This is a genomic window from uncultured Granulicatella sp. (assembly GCF_963528315.1).
GTDB lineage: Bacteria > Bacillota > Bacilli > Lactobacillales > Aerococcaceae > Granulicatella.
Genome location: NZ_CAURVV010000006.1, coordinates 42,747 through 64,193, shown reverse-complemented (window position 1 = coordinate 64,193; position 21,447 = coordinate 42,747). Strand labels below are relative to the sequence as shown.

Below are 21,447 nucleotides of genomic sequence, written 5' to 3'. Positions count from 1 at the left end.
TTTCATAATAACTATTAAAATGAATTTGATTATCTAGAATAGGTAAGAACTATCTAAAAATAAATATTTTTTCGTAGATAAAAAATGAGGATAATCAGAAAATATGTGGAAAAGAAATAAAAATTATGATAAAGGGGTGTAAATATGGGAAAAAACAATAACCAACAACCAGTGAAGCAATTCCAGCGATATGGCATTCGTAAGTTTAGCCAAGGTGTCGCTAGTGTTATGATTGCAAGTGGATTGTTTTTCTTAGGAAGTGGGGCAGTATTAGCGAACGAAGCTACTCCAACTAAACCTGAAACACCAGCAACAGAAGAGAAAAAAGCAGAGGATACTGTTGAAAAAATAGTGAAACCTGCCGAAGCAAAAGTTGAAACACCAGCTTTAGATAAAACTGAATTAGTAGGATATATTGCTGAAGTTGAAACAAAATTAGCAGATGGAAAATATGCTAATAAAACAGAAGAGTCTCTTCAATTATTACAATCAGAATTAGCAGCAGCTAAATCTACAGTAGTAAATGCAACAACTCAAGCTGAATTAAAAGCAGCTTATAGCAAATTGGTGACAACTGTATCATCAAAATTAAAAAATAAACCAGTTGAGAAAAAAGAAACACCAGCTGTAGATACTACAAATGGTCAACCAACTATCGGAAAGAAAGCTGAAAACACAGAGAAAAAATCTGACTCAAACTCAATTGAAAATACAGGCTCACATGATGAGCGTAATGGAAAAGAGATTGAAGAAAAAGGATCACAATTACGTTCAGCTAATGAAGGATATACAGCAGCCTCTACAGAGTTAAGAAAAGAAAATGGCGAGTTTGATGGAGCGACTGGTAAATCTTATAAAGTATTAGATGGAAATAATGATTTTAAAATTTATGTTCATGGATATCAATCAGACAATACAGATGTGCCTGCGGCTAATAGTGGACAAGCAGGGATAAGTGGTCGTACTGATATTCCTTTATCAAAAACAGAAGCTCAGAAACTTGGTCGTGAAGCTGCTCTATGGAAAGGGAAACTTCGTGCTACAGGAAAAACTAATGGGAATACAATATGGGGTGCAGGTGGTTCTTACGAATACTTAGCTACAGAAATTTATGGATACACATATGAACAAGGCAATCACTACGTCTATATCACTGATGCTAAAAAACGTTTCACTTTATCACCGGAAGCAGAAGCTGCGGGATATAAAATTAAAGATATCAAACTAAGTAACTTAGTTCCTGGTACAGGATATAATGAAAAAACAGATACTGTAGAAGGATACGTAGCATCTACTCTTCAAAACGGTGTATATGACATGCGCTATATTGTAACTGTAGAGAAAGATGGAGCTACTCAGCAAGTTACTTTCAGAGACTTAACAGCTGGATGGATAGGATGGCAAGATTCATCTGCACCAGTTATTCAAGGAAAATCAAAATTAGTAACAATAGGCGACCAAGTCAATCATAATATTAAATATGTTGATAACGATGGAATGACTCGTGATGAAAGAGCTGATTATGTATACAGAAGTAATGGAGAAAAAGTTGTTGCCGGTTCAAAAACTGCTCCTGGAGGCACGAATGGAGCAACTTTTACTGCAGTTGATGGATCTAAAGTAAATACCGAGAACGGACCACAAACTGTCACAGCCCACACAGCCTTAAATGGTAATTATACGGGAAGTAAAACTTCGATAAATGATGTTGTACCAGGATTAAATTATAATCCAAAAACTGGAGATATTACAGGAACAGCGTCAGAAGCTGGAATTTATACAGCAAATGTTTACGCCAAAGACTATAATAATACAACCAATGCGAAAAATCAGGATTGGAATATGTATGGTCAAGAAGCTCATGAAAATATTACAATTGCAGTAGCTCCAAAAATTACTGTATCTAATGTTGAAGCGTATGCAACAAAAGTTCCAGTATCTGTTTCTAACGGTGCTAATAAAGCAGAAATCACAATGCCAGATGGAACAGTTACAAAATTAGTAGTAAAAGACGGTAAATGGACTGTAGCTGCAGGAACTACTAATACAGCTGTAAAAGAAGGAGATCAACTTGGAGATGCTTCAGCAACAGCACCTTCAAAATTCGTTCTTCCAGTAACTTCAGATTCTACACAATATGTTGGGGTAGATAGTATTGTAGCTAAAGCAACTACTGATAAAGTTCGTGCGGACTTACAACGTGAAGTTGTGAAAGTAAAAGATGCAAATAATAAAGAATATACAGCTACATTTAATAGCGCAACTGGTAAATATGCTCTTGCAAATGAAGATGCATATGTACTAAAAGACAATGGAGATGGAACTACAACATTAACAGAACGTCGTGTTTATACAGATGCAAAAGCAGATGGTAGTGTGGATTACATCGTTTACGAATTCACTCGTACATGGAATACAACATCTTCAGCAGCTACTTTAACAGAAAAAATTGCTGAAATTCGTAAAAATGGTGAAGTAACAGCAGTAGGAGATATAACTCGTACAGTTACTGCATTACCAAAAGCACAAACAGCTGATACAAAAGGAGTTACTGTTACTGTAACTTATGATTCAGTAACAAACACATGGACTGCTTCTGATGGTTCTACAGTTACTGCTGAAAAATCAAATGCTGGATGGAAGATTTCTACAGATTCAGGATTTAAAGGATATGTAGCTTTCCGTGAAGCAACTGGAACAGATGTAGCTTCTATTCAAAATGATAAACCAACTGGAACATCAACAAGTTACGCAGATACACAAGGAAACTCTGTAGACTTATTGAAATCACCAAAAGCAAATGTAGCATTTGAAGATAAAATTGATGATGAGTCAGATGATGCTCAATCTGAAACAATTAAAACTAAATTAACGGTAACTTCACCAAGTGGAGCTAAAAAAGAATTCAACTTAGCTGATGCTGAAGAAAAAGCATTTATTCAAGCACAACGTACTGCAGCAGAAAAAACAAAAGCGGCAGCAGAAGCTGTTGCAAATGCTCAAGGTACAGCAAATGAATTAGCGAAAATTCAAGAATTAGTAGACCGTCAAGATAGAATTGTAGAGGACGCACAAAAAGCATTAGACGATTTAAATCTTCGTACAATTTCACCAACAGCGAGAGATTTAGCTGAGAAGAAATTAAATGCGGCAAAAGAACAACAAGCATCACTAAAAGCAGAATTAGATAAAGCGGCAGCAGCATTACCTGATGTAGAAGCAAAAGTGAAATCAGCTCGTGATGAAGCTCTTGCAGCTGAAAAAGCTGTAGAAACAGCTCGTGAAGCATTGAAAACAGCAGCTGAGAAAAACTTAGCAAACCCAGAAATCGCAGCATATACTCTAGGTGAGTATGGAAGTTACAAAGTAACAGTAAGAGCTGTTGATTCAAACGGTGTTGTAACAACTCCAACAGTAGGAAAAACAGACTCAGGAGAAGTTACAGAAGATGCAGTTGCAGAAACAACTTACTACATCGTAGTTTCTAAACCTGAAAAATCTTCTGGAGCAGAAGGACAAGAACAAACTGATTCAATGGAAAAAGGATTCAAGACTGGTTTACCAAATGATGCAGAAGTATCTGACTACAAACTAGTTGATCCAGTATCAGGTAAAAAAGCAAGTTCTGTAACTACAAGTGAAGGTACTTATGAAATTGATGAAAACACAGGTAAAGTGAACTTCACACCAGCTCCAGGATTTATCGGTACGGCTAAACCATTAACAGTTTCAGCTAATGTAACGTTAACAGGAGATGATGGAAAACCAGTAGTAGTAGAATCTTCAACTACTTATACACCAACTGTATACGGTGTTAAACCATCGAATGATGAAACAAAAGGAAAACAAGGACAACCTCAAGAATCTAAAACAGGTAAAGAGCGTTTCTCTGAATTAAACACAGCAACTAATACTCCAGATGGTACAAATGTAGACTGGTCTACAGCTAAGTACTCACTAGAAGGTGCTGATGAAGAAGGTAAAGTTGTAGTACCAGGAGAAGGAACATATACAATTGATAAAGATGGTAAAGTAACATTCACACCAGAACCAACATTCAAAGGTAAAGCACAAGGAGTAGAGGTTAAAGTTTCGGTAACAGCGACTGACTCAGAAGGAAATAAAGTTGAAGTTACATCTAGTGGGGATTACACTCCGGAAGTTGAAGCTGTAGAACCAACTGCAGAACCTAAAGAAACTTCAGGAAAACAAGGTAGACCACAAACTCAAGATGCGACTACAATGTTCAAAGAAGGTGACAAATCAGCACCAATCGATAAGTCAACAATCAAACTAGTAGATCCAAATGGTAATGAAGTAACAACAATGCCAGCTCTTAAAGATGGAAAAGAAGTAGGTACATATACTCTAGATCCAGAAACTGGAGTGATTACATTCCAACCAAATAAAGACTTTACTGGAACACCAGACCCAGCTAAAGTAACTGCGGCAGACAAAAATGGAACAAAAGTTGAAACAACTTATACTCCAACTGTGACTCCAGTAGTACCAGAAGGACAAGATAAAACTACTACAAACCTTCAAGGAAAACCTCAACAAAGTAAAGTAGTCTTTACCCCAGGGGACAATGAATTCCCAATCGACGACAAAGTACCTGCGACGTTCGAAGATGGAACAACTGAAAAAGTAGTACCAGGAGAAGGAACATATACAGTAGATCCAGATGGAACAGTTCACTTCCAACCTGAAGAACAATTTACAGGAGTAGCTAAAGGTGTAACTGTAAAACGTGTTGATACAAATGGAACACCAGCTACTGCGAAATACACACCGATTGTTAAACCAGTAGTACCAGAAGGATTCGATAATGTGACTACAGGCGTGCAAGGTCAAGAACAAAATGGTAAACCTTACTTCAAACCAGGAAATAAAGCAGTGCCGATTAATTACGATGCTCCAGCAACATTACTTGACCCAGTAACGAAGCAACCTGTTCCTTCAAATGAACTTCCAGCGAAAGATCCAGAAGGAAATGTAATTGGTAAGTATACTTTAGATCCGACTACAGGAGTAGTGAAATTCACGCCAACGAATAAATCATATGTAGGCCCAGTACAACCAGTAACAGTTCAACGTGTTGATAAAAACAATACACCGGCAACAGCTGATTATACTCCAGTAATCGTAGGGGTTAAACCAACGGCTAAGCCAGCTGAATCAACGGATGTACAAGGTGCAACTCAAAAACAACCAATTACATTCAAAGGTGGAACTGCAGATTTAGAAGATCCAGTTGGAAACAAAATTAAATCAGATCCAGTTCCGATTAATCCAGGTTCAGTTACATTAGTAGGTGAAAATGGAAAACCAACTGATGAAGTAGTTGTAAAAGATCCAAAAGATCCAACTAAAGTCATCGGTAAGTATACTCTTGTAAAAGAAGAAGGTAAAGATCCAGTAGCTGTTTATACACCGACAGATAAAACATATGTAGGTCCAGTTCCACCTGTAACAATTGAAGCAAAAGATACAAACGGAACACCAGTGAAAACTACTTACACACCTACTATCAAACCTGTTAAACCAACAGCAACACCAGCTAAAACAACAGATGTTCAAGGTAAAGCACAAACAGGATTACCAGAATTCAAAGGTGGAAAAGTAACGGTTAACGGTGAAGAGAAAGTTGTTCCGATTGACGAAACAAAAGCTCCAAAACTAATTGATCCAACAACAGGAAAACCAACTGATAAAGTTGTAGTAGATGGAGAAGGAACATACACAATCGAAGATGGAAAAGTTAAATTCCAACCAGAACCACAATTTACAGGAACAGCTACAGGTGTAGAAGTTCAACGTGAGGATACAAATGGTACAACTGTAAAAGCTAAATACACTCCAACGGTAACTCCAGTTAAACCAACAGGAGAAGACGTAACATCAGAAGATGTACAAGGTGTACCTCAAACAGGGAAACCAGTATTTAAAGGTGGAGATAAAGAAGTTCCGATTGATGAAACAGTACCTGCCAAATTAATCGATCCAGAAACAGGAAAACCAACTGATAAAGTTGCAGTGAAAGATGAAGGAACTTATACTATCGATGAAGATGGTAATGTAACATTCACACCAGAACCGCAATTTACAGGACAAGCAACAGGAGTAACTGTTCAACGTCAAGATACAAACGGAACAACAGTTCAAGCAAGCTACACACCTAAAGTTAAAGGTGTAACTCCAACAGCAACACCAGCTAAATCTAAAGATATTCAAGGTAAACCACAAACAGGATTACCAGAATTCAAAGGTGGAACAGTAACGGTTAATGGTGTACCAAAAATTGTTGAGATTGATGAAACAAAAGCACCTAAACTAATTGATCCAGAAACAGGAAAACCAACTGATGAACCAGTAGTAATTCCTGGAGAAGGAACATACACAATTGAAGATGGTAAAGTTAAATTCCAACCAGAACCACAATTTACTGGAAAAGGAGAAGGTGTAGAAGTTCAACGTGTTGATAAGAATGGAACGCCAGTAACAGCTAAGTATACTCCAAAAGTAGTGCCAGTAACGCCAACTGGAGAAGATAAGACATCAGTAGGACCAAAAGGTCAACCACAAACAGGAACACCAGTATTTGAAGGTGGATCAGTGAAAATCAATGGAAAAGAAGAAATTGTTGAAATTAATACTGACGAACCAGCGAAATTAATCGATCCTAAGTCAGGTGATCCAGTTGATTCTGTAACAGTTGAAGGAGAAGGAACATACAAAATTAATCCTAAGACTGGAGAAGTAACATTCACACCAGAACCAGAATTCCTAGGAACAGCTACAGGAGTAACTGTACAACGTGTAGATAAGAACGGAACAGAAGTAACGGCTAAATACACTCCAACAGTAACACCAGTAACAGCAACTAAAGACAAAGCTACAGAAGGACCTAAGAATGCTCCTCAATCAGATACGCCAGAATTTACAGGAGACGTAGATTTAAATGTACCACCAACATTTGCTGATGGATCAACTAAGATGGTTGTTGAAGGAGAAGGAACTTATACTATCGATAAAGATGGTAAAGTAACATTCACTCCAGAAAAAGATTACGTAGGAACAGGAGAAGGTGTAACTGTTGTAAGAAAAGATAAAGCAGGAAAAACAATCTCTGCGACTTACACTCCAACAGTTCGTCCAGGTACAGACTATGTAGATGAAAATGGTAAAGAAATTCCAGGATTCCCAAGTAAAGATGGAGAACAACCTAAGGTAGATATTCCAGGATACAGATATAAAGAAACAATCACTGATGAGCATGGAAATACTCGTCACATCTATGAACAAGTAAGAACATTCTATAAAGACAAAGATGGAAATGAAATCAAGGGAGTTCCAGTTGAAAAAGGTGAAAAACCTAAGAAAGATATCCCAGGCTACCGCTTCGTAGAAACTAAGAAACTTCCAAATGGAGATACTGAACATGTCTACGAAAAAGTACCAACACCAACACCTACGCCTACTCCAACTCCAGCAGTTGAGAAGAAAATCACTTCTTATGTAGATGGTAATGGTAACCCAATCCGTCCAACTAAAGATGGGGAACATCCAAGTGAGAAAATCCCAGGATATGAATTGGTGAAAACTGAAAAAGATGCAAACGGCAATGTACGTCATACTTACCGTAAAGTTGAAACACCAGCTCCACAAGAAAAAGTGGTAACATCATTTGTAAACGAAAATGGAGAAAAAATTACTCCAGATGAAAATGGTGAACAACCAAGTAAAGATATCCCAGGATATGAAATTGTAGGAACTGAAAAAGATGCAAACGGCAATGTACGTCACATTTATCGTAAAGTTGCAACTCCAGCACCAGCTCCACAAGAAAAAGTAGTTCGTCAAGAATTACCACAAACAGGAACAGGTCAAGAAGTAGCAATCTTTGGCGCAGCAGCAAGTGCAATCCTTTCAGGATTAGGTCTTGTATTTTCAGGAAAATCTAAAAAAGAAGAAGAGTAATCTCTTATTCTAAAAGATAATGCAAAAAGCACTCTCGGTTTCGAGAGTGCTTTTTACTATGAAGTGGGGCAGGTAGTTTTTCAGTCGAAAATTAGATTCTAAGGCTGTTATGAAGAAAGAAGGAAATAATATCTAAATAATGTAAAGATGTTTTTAAAACGAAAAAAAACAAGTTTTCCAGTAACTAGAAAACTTGTTTAATACATTATCTTGCAAAGCCGACAGCTTTTTCCATTTTACGAAGAGTTTTAGAAGCAACAGCGTTTGCTTTTTTAGCTCCTTCATCTAAAATCTCATCTAATTGTTTAGAGTTTAGTAATTCATAGTAACGTTCTTGGATTGGTTCCATTACTGCTACGATTGCTTCTGCTAAATCAGTTTTAAATGCGCCGTAACCTGAGTCTTTATAAGTCTCTACTAAATCTTCAATGCTACGGTTTGAAAATGCGCTAAAGATTGTTAAAAGATTCGAAATTCCAGGTTTTTCAGTTGGGTTGTATTCAATGATACCACTTGAATCCGTTACAGCACTCTTAATTTTTTTACGAATGGTTGCTGGTTCATCTAACATGCTAATGTATTCTTTTACGTTTGCATCTGATTTACTCATTTTTTTCGTAGGTGTTTGTAAACTCATCACACGTGCACCAGCTTTTGGAATAAATGGTTCTGGCATTTTTAATAATTCATTCCCATTTCCATAGCGGCTGTTAAAACGAGCGACGAAGTCACGTGTTAATTCCATATGTTGTTTTTGGTCTTCTCCAACAGGAACAACTTCAGCATTGTATAAAACAATGTCTGCTACCATTAATGGTGGGTAAGTTAATAAACCTGCTGATACTGATTGCTGTTTTTGTGATTTATCTTTGTATTGTGTCATACGTTCTAATTCGCCAACACCGACATTACATTGTACAATCCATGCAGCTTGAGCATGTGCTGGAACTTCAGATTGAACGAAGATCGTAGATTTTTCAGGATCTAATCCTATTGCTAAGTATAATGCAGCAAGGGAACGAGTTTGTTCTTTTAATTTTTTAGGGTCTTGTGGAACTGTAATCGCATGTTGGTTTACGATACAGTATGTGCAGTCATATTCGTCTTGTAAGGCAACGAAGTTTTTCATCGCACCAATGTAGTTTCCAATGGTTGGAATTGCTGAAGGTTGTACTCCAGAGAAAATTTTCTTTTTAGTCATTTGTATTCTCCTTTAAAATTCAATGAATTAGTCTTATTATACCGTATTTTTGAAAAATTAACACAAAAAATTATGTTTTTGTTAGGCTCATCATAAGAGAAGCAAATGTAGTGCTTCTCGCAGAAAAAATCTGTTATCATATGCTTAGTTTTCAAATTTTTGATAGAAATAAAAGGAGGCACATAAATATGCCAGAAAATCTTTTTAAAGAATTAGAACAATTAGAGCAAGTAGAAGCGATTGTTTTAGGAGGCTCACGAGCAAGAGAGAATTATGATAAAGATTCTGATTACGATGTATATGTCTATTTAACAGCACCAATAAGTGAAGGGGTTAGAAAAGAAATTCTTAGTAAGTACTGTTCCTATATAGAAATTGGCAATCAATTTTGGGAATTAGAGGATGATTGTGTTTTAAAGAATGGGATAGAGATTGAATTGATCTATCGTTTACTAGATAGTTTTGATAAAGAGTTAGAAAACGTAATTTTGAATCATCAAGCTCAAAATTCTTATACAACCTGTATGTGGTATAATGTCATGCACAGTAAAATTCTCTACGACAAAGACGGGCGCTATGCTCAGTTAAAGAGTAAATATCAGGTACCTTATCCAGCCGAGTTGAAGAGAAATATCATTAGTAAACAACTCTTATTACTAGAACAAGGGATGCCAGCTTTTTCTAAACAAATTCAAAAAGCGATGAAGCGTCAAGATTTATTAAGTATGAATCATCGAAGTAGCGAATTTTTTGCGTCTTATTTTGATTTATTGTTTGCGATTAATGAACAACTTCATCCAGGTGAAAAACGTATGTTACAGTTTGCTAAAGAACGATGTACTCATTTACCAAAAGATTTTGAGATGAATATTCAAGTTTATTTTCAATCTCTTTACCAACCTGGTAAGCAAGAGGAGTCGGTAAAAGCATTGAATACTCTATTAATTCATCTTAGAACATTAGTGGAAGAGTGTGATTAATCATAAGTGGGTTTCCTTCATAAAATAGGTTATTTTGATAAATTTTTAGAATAAGTGGTGAAAAATCTTCTGAAAAATGGTTGTAAATAAGTTGAGAAAAGGGCTTCTTATCGGAATAAAACGGAAATGTGAAAAAGGATATTGCTTGACAAATCTTAAGAAAAGATTAAGCCTTGAAATAATCGTATTTTAATGAAATAGGTTTAGAGAATCTTAAAAAAATAATTTGTGAAAATTTTAAAAAATTACGAAAATTGTATAGATTTTATTCTAAAAATAATATATAATATAAAGCGTGATGAGCCCATCTAAACTAGCTCATCGAGAAGGAGCGATTTTATGGTTACATTATATACATCACCAAGTTGTACTTCATGCCGTAAAGCACGTGCATGGTTAGAAGAACACACTATCGCATATACAGAAAGAAATATTTTCTCTGAACCATTAACAATTGATGAAATTAAAAACATTTTACGTATGACGGAAGATGGAACAGAAGAGATTATTTCAACACGTTCAAAGGCATTCCAAGAATTAAACTTAGATTTAGATGAAGTTCCTTTGAATCAATTATTTGTTTTAATTCAAGAAAACCCAGGTTTGTTACGTCGTCCAATTATGTTGGATGAAAAGAGATTCCAAGTAGGATATAACGAAGATGAAATTCGTCGTTTCTTACCTCGTGAAGTAAGAGCTTTTGAATTAGATCAAGCACAAAGATTAGTGAATTTTTAAGAATGAGGCACTGTAGAAATTTCTACAGTGTTTTTATTTTAGTTTTTATTAAAATACTCTCTTTTCACTTGAAAGAAATAGCATAAGAGGAGTATGATGTAGAATACAAAAGGAAAAGGAGATGAGTATATGTTTTTAACAAAAGACATGACTGATGAGTTCCGTCAAAAATTTCAAGCTGACGGACAAAAGAAAGTTGCACAACATGCAACTGTGAAAAATGGGATTCACGCTTCTAGCCAAAATGTAGAAGCCATCGTGAAAAACCCACCTGTTTATTCCATTGATTTGGAACATGGAAAGGTGGCAAACCAAAAACAATCTGGGAGATGTTGGATGTTTGCTGCACTAAACACGTTCCGTCATAAAATCTTTAATGAGTTTAAGCTAGAGGAATTTGAACTTTCTCAAAGCTATACTTTTTTCTGGGATAAATATGAGAAGGCGAATTTCTTCCATGAGAATATTTTAAAAACGGCTCATGAAGACATTACAAGTCGTAATGTTGCCTTCTTACTTCAAACACCGCAACAAGATGGTGGACAATGGGATATGATTGTTTCCATCTTTAATAAATACGGTGTTGTACCAAAGGCAGTAATGCCAGAAAGTTTTAGTAGTTCAGCTTCAGGAGAGTTGAATAAATACTTAAACAAAAAACTTCGCGAAGATGCGAAGATTTTAAGAGATTTAGTAGCAGGGGGAGCTACTGAAGAAAAAATCTTGGAAGTTCGTAAACAATTGATGAAGGAAGTCTATGATTTACTAGCAATCAGTTTAGGAACTCCACCAGAAGTGTTTGATTTTTCATATCGTGATAAAGATAAAGAATATCATCATTATGAAAATTTAACACCACAAACATTTTATAAACAGTTTGTTGGATTAGATTTAGATCAATATGTATCAATTATTAATGCACCAACAGCAGACAAGCCTTATAATCGCTCTTATACTGTTGAAATGTTAGGAAACGTTGTTGGAGGAACTCCTGTCAAATACTTAAATGTAGAAATGGATACTTTCAAGAAACTTGCGATTCAACAATTAGAACAAGGCGAATCAATTTGGTTTGGTTGTGATGTAGGTCAATTCTCAGGACGTGATACTGGATTGATGGCAATGGATCATTATGATTTGAAAGGTTTATTGGGGTTAGATTTCAAACTTTCTAAAGCGGAACGCTTAGAATATGGAGAAAGTTTAATGACACATGCCATGGTATTAACTGGGGTAGATTTAGTAAATGGAAAACCAACTCGTTGGAAAGTAGAAAATAGTTGGGGAGAAAAATCTGGGGTCGATGGATTCTGGATGATGTCAGATGAATGGATGGATGAATTTACGTATCAAATCGTAGTTCGTAAAGAATTCTTAACAGCTGAGCAATTAGCGGCATTTAATGCTGAACCAATTGTATTAGCACCATGGGATCCCATGGGCTCGTTAGCCTAATATATATTTTGAATAAGACTTGTCTGAAGTAGCAAATGGACACCAGCAGTTTCGCAAAAGCAAATCTCATGGCTAAAATTTGAGCCATAAGTCTCAAATTTTCCAAATGGTAGAAGCTAGTAAAGTAGCTTCTACCATTTTTGCTACTGTGAAAGTCTTTTCTCTTGGGGCGTTAACCTATTAGAGAACGTTTAAGAGTTGGTGGAAAAGTCTTTTTGAATTGTAGCGAAAGACGCAAGCAGCCTCGCTTGCGCTACTATAAAAAGTCATTTCCTTTTTTGCGTGTTATAATTAGAGTACGTATAAAAAGTAGTAAATAGATATAAACGGGTAGAAGTTTTTTTAGTTTCTGCCTTTTTTCTTTAACATTTCAAAAATCCTAATAAAAATTTAACCATTATGAAGCAAGAGTTTTTAGGGAGAATATGGTATGATAAGTGCGTTATGGAAGGGAGAGAGAATAGTGGAAGTGGCAAGCATTTTTCAAGAAGCACTAGAAAGTCAATGGCAACAATTGCCAACGTATCGTCTGTTAGTGTTAAGCGAGGCTGGTGTTGGAAAAACAACGTTGATACAATCTTTATTTGATTTAAAGAAAAACGAAAATATTCCACAATTTCAAGTGGATGAGGTTTCGTTATTACAGGAACTTCCAACGTCATTCAATTATGATGCATGTATTTATTGCCTGAATGGTTCTAGTGATGAATTTTCGCTGGAAACAAAAGAATCGTTATTCAGAATTGCTAATCATCTCCCAACAATTATTGCCTTAACGCAATCCATTGGTACAAAAGCTGAACAATTTCAAAGCCAATTAGTGGATTTATCACTTCCTGTAAAAGGCATTATTAATGTTATGGCAAAACCTTATCCTATCTATGAGTCAGTACACCTTCCAGCGTTTGGATTAGAAGAATTGCTGGATTTATTATTAGAATGTGTAGATGGGAATAAAGTAGCGACTCTTATTAGTTTGCAAAAAATTGATTGCAAGAAAAAACTATCTTTAGCGAAACAGACTGTGGAAGAAGAAATGAATCGTATTTTTCAAGCTTCTACAGATGCGCGTCAAGTACTCAGGCAGATAGTGGAAGTTTTAGGAAAAGCTTTTACTTATTTTGGAAATCAAACTGAAGCTACTCGAATGATGGAAGTGCTGGAAAATCTCCATCAGAGAAAATTCCAATCGTACCAAGAATTATGCTTTGTCCATCAACAACCTTATTATTTAGCAATGATGCTAAGCGCTTGTTGTTATAGCGGAATAGAAATGATGGCATTATTATCAAAAAAAGAACATTCCTTTACGATTCAGGAAAGTAGTATTTTACTGGAAACGAAAATTGCAAGTCGTATGAAGCAAGGAAAGCATAATGCAGAAGTTCAAGCGTTTATCGTAAAACATGGGTTAGAACTTGAAGAACCAAGCATTCAAAAACCTGTGATCCATGTGCCAATGAAAAAGAAAACGTTATTTGAGAAAATTCAAAAGCAATCTCGTCAGTTTATGCACCAGTCATTAGATGCTTTTAGCAAGTGGGCGAGAAAATAAAAGAAAAATCGAATAAAGCATTAGTTTTTTTAGGAAAAGTAGGATACAATAGAGAAGATAGATTTCTTCAAGAAGAGAATTAGTATAGGAGGAAGAAATATGTTCAAAGATGTAAATGAACAAATTTTAAAATTAATCGAAAAAAATAGTCGCTTAACAATAGAAGAAATTGCGACCTTATTAGCGATTGAACCAGATGAAGTTCAACGTAGAATTAAAGAATTAGAAGAACAAAAGGTCATTTGTGGCTATCATACATTAATTAACTGGGAAAAAACAGATGATGTGAATGTGTCTGCTGTTATCGAGTTAAAAGTAAACCCTCAACGAGGAATGGGATTTGACCGTATTGCAGAAAAAATTTATCATTTCCCAGAAGTGGAAGATTTATATTTAATGTCTGGTGGATATGATTTTATGGTGAAATTGAAAAAAGCACCAATGAGAGATATTGCCGCGTTTGTATCTAGTCGTTTATCTGTTATTGATGAAGTACAATCAACTACGACACATGTTGTATTAAAACAATATAAAGACCATGGCACAATGTTTATTGGAAAGACTGGAGATAAACGGATGGTGGTTACTCCATGATTGAATCATTATTAAGTCATAAAGTAACAGGAATTAAACCATCTGGAATTCGTCGTTTTTTTGATATTGCGAATGAATTAGAAGATGTCATCAGTTTAGGGGTAGGGGAACCTGATTTTGATACTCCGTGGCATGTAAGAGAAGAAGGGATTTATTCTCTTCAAAAAGGAAGAACTTTTTACACAGCCAATGCGGGTTTGAAAGAATTACGTCAAGAAATTTGTCGTTATATCGAACGTAAACAAGGAGTTACTTATAATCCATTGACGGAGGCTCTTGTAACGATTGGAGGAAGCGAAGCCATTGATTTAGCAATGCGAGCTTTATTAAATCCAGGAGATGAAGTGATTTTCTGTGAACCTTGTTATGTATCATATTTACCATGTATTGTGTTGTCGAATGGAGTACCTGTAAGAATTCCTCTAAAAGAGGAAAATCAATTCCGTTTAACACCGGAAGAATTAGAAGCAGCGATTACTCCAAAAACAAAAGCAATCATCCTTTCTTTTCCAAATAATCCGACAGGAGCAGTGATGAGTCGTGAAGACTTAGAAGCAATTGCGAAAGTAATTTTAAAACATAATATCGTTGTGATTTCAGATGAAATTTATTCTGAATTAACGTATACAGGAAATCGTCATGTAAGTATTGTGGAAATTGAAGGGATGAAAGAAAGAACCGTTTTAATCAATGGGTTCTCAAAAGCCTTTGCGATGACTGGATGGAGAATGGGGTATGCTCTAGCTCCTGAAGTGTTGATGAAACAAATGATTAAAATTCATCAATTTACGATTATGGCAGCTCCAACGACAAGCCAATATGCGGGAATTGATGCTTTGAAAAATTGTGATGATGATGTGATTGAAATGCGAGAAAGTTATAATCAACGCAGACGTTATTTATTGAAAAAAATGGAAGAATTAGGGATTCCATGTTTTGAACCATTTGGAGCGTTCTACATTTTCCCAAATATTTCTCAATTTGGCATGACTTCTGAGGAATTTGCGACGAAATTAGTGCAAGAAGAACGTGTAGCGGTTGTTCCGGGATCTGCCTTTGGTGAAAGTGGAGAAGGATTCGTTCGAATTTCTTATGCCTACTCATTAGATAGTTTGAAAAAAGCAATCGAACGTCTAGAAAGTTTTATTCATAAATTAAGAAATGGTGAAATTTCCTAAAATAAAACTCCTGTCACTTCAAGATGACAGGAGTTTTTTGATGTAACATTTATTCTTTATTGAAAATACCTGTTGATAAATAACGTTCACCTGTGTCAGGTAGAAGTGCAACAACAGTTTTACCTTTTCCAAGTTTTTTCGCAACACGTAATGCCGCAGCAACTGCAGCACCTGATGATATTCCTGTTAGAATTCCTTCAGTAGCAGCTAATTTTTTAGCTGTTTCAATCGCTAATTCACTTGTAATTAGTTCGAAATCATCGATAACTTCTTTATCGATAATACTTGGTAAGAATCCAGCGGAAATTCCTTGGATACGGTGTTTTCCTTTTTGTCCTTTTGAGATAAATGGAGCTTCTTCAGGTTCTACTCCAATAATTTGAACAGCAGCATTTTTTTCTTTTAAGGCACGACCAACACCTGTAATAGTTCCACCTGTTCCAATACCGGCAACAAATGCGTCAGGTGTTTCACCATCGAAGGCTTGAATAATTTCTTGACCAGTTGTTTGATAGTGAATGCTTGGGTTAGCTGGGTTGTCAAATTGTTTTGCCCAGAAATAACCAGGTTGTTGAGATAATTCTTCTGCTTTTTGAACGGCAGCTCCGAAACCTTCGGCAGCAGGAGTTAATAATACTTCTGTACCATAAGCAGTCATTAGTTGACGGCGTTCGATAGACATTGAGTCAGGCATAATTGTAATAACTTTATAACCTTTAGCTGCTCCAACTAGGGATAAGCCGACACCAGTGTTTCCAGAAGTTGCTTCGATAATCGTATCTCCTGGTTTTAGCTGACCTTCTCTTTCAGCAGTTTCAATAATATTTAGTGCGATACGGTCTTTAACAGAACCACCAGCGTTAAACGCTTCTACTTTCACGTAAATATCTGCACTATCTGCATCTGTTAAACGATTTAGTTTAACAAGGGGTGTATTACCGATTAATTCAGTAATATGGTTTACTCTTTTTGACATAAGGATACCTCCAAAATATTTTATTGGGCAACTTTGAAGGGCTGCTTAAGGGGTATTTTAGACCTGTATTTTGATAAAAACAAGAGTTTTGCTTGAAAAATTTAAAAGAAAGGGGTGTTTTTATGAAAAAATATCCGAAAACAATGGGAAAGATTCAAGAATTAATGGATAATGGTGTTTATCCAGGATTTAGTGTTGCTTTTATTGAAGGAGAAGAAGTAGAAAAGATAGTTGAAGGTACACTTACAAAAGAGGCGGATGGTAAACTTGTCGAAGATGGATTATTCTATGATCTTGCTTCTGTTACAAAAGCATTTGTAACAAGCACTTTATTAGTACAAATGGTCGAAAAGAAGGAAATTGATTTAGACACACCTATCACTAAATGGTTTCCAAATGCTGATGAAAGAGTTACGCTTCGTCATTTAATCACGCATACTTCAGGATTATGGGGATATATTGAAAATCGAAATGAACTAGCTCCAGATGCATTAATTGAAGCTTTATCGATTTTACCTGTGACAGAAACATTCCACCATACGGTAAAATATACCGATACAGGATTTGTTTTAGCGGGAATTATTTTAGAAAAAGAATTTGGCAAACCAATAGCAGATTTATTTGATGAAAGAATTGCTCGTCCGTTGAACCTTACAGCAACATATGGACCACTGCCTAGTGAAGCTTGTGTGCCAACTGCTTTTGAAGAAAGACGTGGAAGATTATTGCAAGGAGAAGTGCATGATCCTAAAGCGAGTATTTTACAAAGAAGATGTGGAAGTGCAGGCCTATTTGCGACATTGGATGATTGTATCACTTTAGTGCAATTATATTTACATGACGGGATATTGAGAGACTTTGAATATTGCAGTGCAGAGATGATACAAAGTTTATTGAAGGACTGGACACCGACGAGACAAGCAGGGCGTTCACTTGGATGGGATATGGACCGAGTGGATGAACAAATTTGGTTAAGACATACCGGGTTTACAGGGACAACGGTATTAATGAACTTAAGAACAAAACAAGCGATGATTCTGTTAACCAATCGCATCCATCAGTTTGAAGATACGCCGTCTTATAATCGATTACGAGAAGAATTGATTCAGATTTATGAGCGGGAGGCGTAGTACAATTAGACTTCTTGAAATGGTAGCGAAGGACGCCAGCAGCCCTGCGGTCTCATGGCTAAATTTTGAGCCTAAGGTCTCAAAATTTCCAGTGATAAAATCTGCATAACGCAGTTTTTATCACTCGTGCTACTATAAGAAGTCTTTTGTGCTTTAACGGGAGTTTATGAGAGTACGATAGTAAACTGACTTCTTGATATGCTAGCATAGGAAGGTTGTTATGCCTCAAAAATATGCTTTTTTATAAATTAAGGAAGAAGTTACTTTGAAACTTAACGGCTACATGATTGTATTTTTTAAACAACTAATTTATTTAAATAATTCATTTTAGGTGGTACAATATGAGAAAAAAAGGAGGTGCACTATGACTGCACATGATATTTTAAATAATCCATTCCTTAATAAGGGGACTGCCTTTACTATAGAGGAGCGAAAGGAACTAGGGCTTATTGGTTTACTGCCACCTTATGTTCAAACGATTGAAGAACAAGCGGCGCAAACTTATGCACAAATGAAAACAAAAACCAATGATTTGGAAAAACGTCTTTTCCTAATGGAAATTTTTAATACCAACAGGACTCTTTTCTATTACCTCTTTTCTCAGCATTTGGAAGAATTCAATCCTATTGTATATGACCCAACCATTGCAGATACGATTGAAGGTTACAGTGATCTCTTTGTAGATCCCCAATATGCGGGATATCTTGATATTAATCATCCTGAAAATATTGAAGCTACTTTGAAAAACGCTGCCGGGGGTCGCGAGATTCGTCTCATTGTTGTAACAGATGCAGAAGGAATCCTTGGAATTGGCGACTGGGGAACAAATGGTGTCGATATTTCTGTTGGGAAATTGATGGTCTATACGGGTGCTGCTGGAATCGATCCTTCGATGGTCCTTCCTTTAGTCATTGATGCAGGGACTAACCGTGAAGAACTTCGTAACAATCCTAATTACTTAGGAAATCGTCACGAACGGGTCCGCGGAGATCGTTACTACGACTTCATTGACCAATTTGTTCAAACAGCAGAACGTCTCTTTCCTAAACTCTACCTTCACTGGGAAGACTTCGGCCGCTTGAATGCTGCCAATATTCTTGAAAAATACCGGAAACAAATTCCGACCTTTAATGATGATATTCAAGGTACAGGAATCGTTACCTTGGGTGGTATCTTTGGTTCGCTGGATATTAGTGGTGAAAAATTAACAGATCAAGTTTATCTCTGCTATGGTGGTGGTACTGCGGGTGCAGGAATTGCCTCTCGTGTTCTTCGTGAAATGGTAAGTGAAGGTCTTTCTGAAGAAGAAGCCTATAAACGTTTCTTTATGGTTGATAAACAAGGTCTTCTCTTTGATGACATGGATGACTTGACACCAGAGCAAAAACCATTTGCTAAGAAACGTGCTGACTTTAGTAACGCAGATAAGTTGACTGACCTGCTTGAAGTAGTGAAGACTGTGAAGCCAACCATTCTTGTAGGAACTTCAACTCAGCCTAATACCTTCACTAAAGAAATAGTAGAAGCTATGTGTGAAAACACAGAACGTCCGATGATTTTCCCTTTGTCAAATCCAACCAAACTAGCAGAAGCTAGTGCCAAAGATTTGATTGAATGGTCAGATGGCAAAGCTTTTGTCGCAACAGGAATTCCTGCTGATACGGTTTCTTATAAAGGTGTAGACTATGTGATTGGTCAAGCAAATAATGCCCTGATTTACCCAGGTCTTGGTCTAGGTATGCTGGCTTCTGAAGCAAGTCTTTTGACTGATGAAATGATTGGAGCAGCGGCGCATTCATTGAGTGGTATTGTCAATCCAGGCCAACCAGGAGCTCCTGTCTTGCCACCATTCAAGTATGTAGCAGATGTTTCTATTAAAGTAGCAGAAGCAGTCGCTAAAAAAGCACAAGAGCAAGGTCTTGCACGCGCTAAGGAAACAGATATGGCCAAAGCAGTTCGTGATTTGAAGTGGTATCCAGAGTATAAATAATTCATTTTTGCTGCCTTTCTTTCTATAGCGATAAATTTGTATGAGCTGTGGACTTAAGTAATTTAGAAAGAAAACCTAACGTTAATATTTTATATATCAATATTTCGACACTCTGTGGTTATACCACAGGGTGTTTTTTCTTATTCATTAGAAGTATGTTTAAACTTAAGAAACTCATTCAACAAGACTCAAAAGTATGCTAAGTATATGTAATATGTTAAAATCAAAGAAAACAGATGATTAAAAGGGGTTAGGAAGATGAAAAATATTTCAGCAGCAGAATTTCAAACAGTTAAACAATCAGAGGAAGTTGTTTTAATTGATGTTCGTGAAAAGGATGAATATCAAGCTGGACATATTCCAGGAGCAGATAATTTTCCGTTAAGTGAATTAGGCACAAGCTATACGAATTTAGATAAAAATCAACCGTATTATGTTGTTTGTCAAGCAGGGGGGCGTTCTGCCAGAGCGTGCGAATTTTTGGAAGCGCAAGGTTTTGATGTGGTCAATGTAACTGGTGGCATGAATGAGTGGCAAGGTGAAGTTGCTAAATAAAGAAATTTTTTTATGCAGTAGATTACTCTCAGCTTCTCAAATTTCAATCGAATATTCAGTTTTGAATTTAAGTTCATTGGAAAATATGATAAAATGAAATAGAATTTGCGAAACTAGGAGGAGTATTGTGCCGGGATTATTTATTACAATGGAAGGCCCAGATGGAGCAGGAAAAACAACTGTGATTGAAAAGCTAATTCCATTATTAGAAGAACGAACAAATGTGACAATTACTTCTACTCGAGAACCTGGAGGAAGTCGAATTGCAGAAGATATTCGACAAATTATTTTAGATGTTCAAAATGTAGAAATGGATGTTCGAACAGAAGCAATTTTATATGCAGCTGCAAGAAGACAACATTTAACGGATCGAATTTTACCGAATTTAGAAAAAGGTGGCATTGTATTTTGCGACCGCTTTGTAGACAGTTCATTAGTTTACCAAGGAGTAGCTCGTGGAATTGGTGTCGAAGCAGTATATCAATTAAATCAATTTGCAACAGCGGGGAAAACACCAGATGTGACTTTATATTTAGATGTTCCAGCTGAAATTGGATTAGAAAGAATTCATTTAGCAAAAGGGAATCGTCAATTTGACCGATTAGATCAAGAAGGATTACAATTCCACAAAATGGTTCGTCAAGGATATTTGGATATTATTCCAACAGATCCTGAACGTTTTATCCAAATTGATGCAACAAAAACAGTGGATGAAGTTGTGCAAGAATGTTTAACAGCTTTAGTAGAACGTTATCCAGAATATTTTACGAATGGAGAGAGATAATATGAAATTAATTATTGCGATTGTACAAGACAAAGATAGTCATTTATTAAGCGATGAGTTTGCAAATGCAAATGTTCGTGCAACTCGTTTATCAACAACAGGTGGATTTTTACGAGCAGGAAACACAACATTCTTAGTAGGGATTGAAGAAGAACGTGTGGAAGAAGTTCTAACAATTATTCGTGAAAACTGCGAATCAAGAGAACAATTAACAACTCCTCCGGTACACTTGGATACAACCTTAGAAGCTGGAATGTCTATGCCTGTTCCAATTCGTGTAGGTGGTGCAACAGTATTCGTTGTTCCAGTAGAAGCTTTCTACCGTTTCTAA

14 protein-coding genes are annotated in these 21,447 nt (G+C 36.2%); 12 read left to right on the top strand and 2 right to left on the bottom strand.

What is annotated here, in order from left to right; all coding sequences use genetic code 11:
* The first annotated feature begins 144 nt into the window (after window positions 1-144).
* Complete coding sequence (locus RYK07_RS02775) at window positions 145-7,980, top strand: Ig-like domain-containing protein (protein WP_314852311.1); 7,836 nt, start codon at window positions 145-147, stop codon at window positions 7,978-7,980.
* A gap of 205 nt (window positions 7,981-8,185) precedes the next feature.
* On the opposite strand, the gene trpS is transcribed toward RYK07_RS02775, so the two are convergent.
* A complete protein-coding gene (gene trpS, locus RYK07_RS02770) occupies window positions 8,186-9,181 on the bottom strand; it encodes a tryptophan--tRNA ligase (RefSeq protein ID WP_314852309.1) in 996 nt (331 codons plus the stop codon).
* Window positions 9,182-9,369: 188 nt separating this feature from the next.
* Here trpS and RYK07_RS02765 point away from each other — a divergent pair, with 188 nt between their 5' ends.
* The 6 genes from RYK07_RS02765 to RYK07_RS02740 all read left to right on the top strand — a co-directional run bounded on the left by RYK07_RS02765 (window position 9,370) and on the right by RYK07_RS02740 (window position 15,681).
* Window positions 9,370-10,161 (top strand): nucleotidyltransferase domain-containing protein, encoded by a 792-nt coding sequence (locus RYK07_RS02765; RefSeq protein ID WP_314852307.1) that lies wholly within the window; start codon window positions 9,370-9,372, stop codon window positions 10,159-10,161.
* 339 nt (window positions 10,162-10,500) lie between these two features.
* The gene (gene spxA, locus RYK07_RS02760; RefSeq protein ID WP_314110647.1) at window positions 10,501-10,899 is read left to right on the top strand and encodes a transcriptional regulator SpxA; all 399 of its coding nucleotides are present in this window, start codon (window positions 10,501-10,503) and stop codon (window positions 10,897-10,899) included.
* Between the two features lie 129 nt (window positions 10,900-11,028).
* Window positions 11,029-12,354, top strand: coding sequence for a C1 family peptidase (locus RYK07_RS02755; RefSeq protein WP_314852306.1), 1,326 nt, complete (start codon window positions 11,029-11,031; stop codon window positions 12,352-12,354).
* Window positions 12,355-12,784: 430 nt separating this feature from the next.
* Entirely contained in the window at window positions 12,785-13,909 is a 1,125-nt protein-coding gene (locus RYK07_RS02750; protein WP_314852304.1) for a hypothetical protein, read from the top strand.
* A 99-nt stretch (window positions 13,910-14,008) separates the two neighbouring features.
* Window positions 14,009-14,503: an Lrp/AsnC family transcriptional regulator gene (locus RYK07_RS02745; protein ID WP_314852302.1), complete on the top strand. Its 495-nt coding sequence runs from the start codon at window positions 14,009-14,011 to the stop codon at window positions 14,501-14,503.
* Window positions 14,500-15,681, top strand: a complete 1,182-nt coding sequence (locus RYK07_RS02740; RefSeq protein ID WP_314852300.1) for an aminotransferase class I/II-fold pyridoxal phosphate-dependent enzyme — start codon at window positions 14,500-14,502, stop codon at window positions 15,679-15,681. The genes RYK07_RS02745 and RYK07_RS02740 overlap by 4 nt, the downstream gene beginning before the upstream one ends.
* 49 nt (window positions 15,682-15,730) lie before the next feature.
* Here RYK07_RS02740 and cysK read toward each other — a convergent pair whose 3' ends face one another.
* Window positions 15,731-16,657 (bottom strand): cysteine synthase A, encoded by a 927-nt coding sequence (cysK, locus tag RYK07_RS02735; protein ID WP_314852298.1) that lies wholly within the window; start codon window positions 16,655-16,657, stop codon window positions 15,731-15,733.
* Window positions 16,658-16,779: 122 nt separating this feature from the next.
* On the opposite strand from cysK, the gene RYK07_RS02730 reads away from it, so the two are divergent.
* The 5 genes from RYK07_RS02730 to RYK07_RS02710 all read left to right on the top strand — a co-directional run bounded on the left by RYK07_RS02730 (window position 16,780) and on the right by RYK07_RS02710 (window position 21,447).
* Window positions 16,780-17,787: a serine hydrolase domain-containing protein gene (locus tag RYK07_RS02730; RefSeq protein ID WP_314852297.1), complete on the top strand. Its 1,008-nt coding sequence runs from the start codon at window positions 16,780-16,782 to the stop codon at window positions 17,785-17,787.
* 331 nt (window positions 17,788-18,118) lie between these two features.
* Entirely contained in the window at window positions 18,119-19,777 is a 1,659-nt protein-coding gene (locus RYK07_RS02725; protein ID WP_314852295.1) for a malolactic enzyme, read from the top strand.
* 258 nt (window positions 19,778-20,035) lie between these two features.
* Window positions 20,036-20,332: a rhodanese-like domain-containing protein gene (locus RYK07_RS02720; protein WP_314852293.1), complete on the top strand. Its 297-nt coding sequence runs from the start codon at window positions 20,036-20,038 to the stop codon at window positions 20,330-20,332.
* 127 nt (window positions 20,333-20,459) lie between these two features.
* Window positions 20,460-21,116 (top strand): dTMP kinase, encoded by a 657-nt coding sequence (tmk, locus tag RYK07_RS02715; protein ID WP_314852291.1) that lies wholly within the window; start codon window positions 20,460-20,462, stop codon window positions 21,114-21,116.
* A gap of 1 nt (window position 21,117) precedes the next feature.
* Window positions 21,118-21,447, top strand: coding sequence for a cyclic-di-AMP receptor (locus tag RYK07_RS02710; RefSeq protein WP_314852290.1), 330 nt, complete (start codon window positions 21,118-21,120; stop codon window positions 21,445-21,447).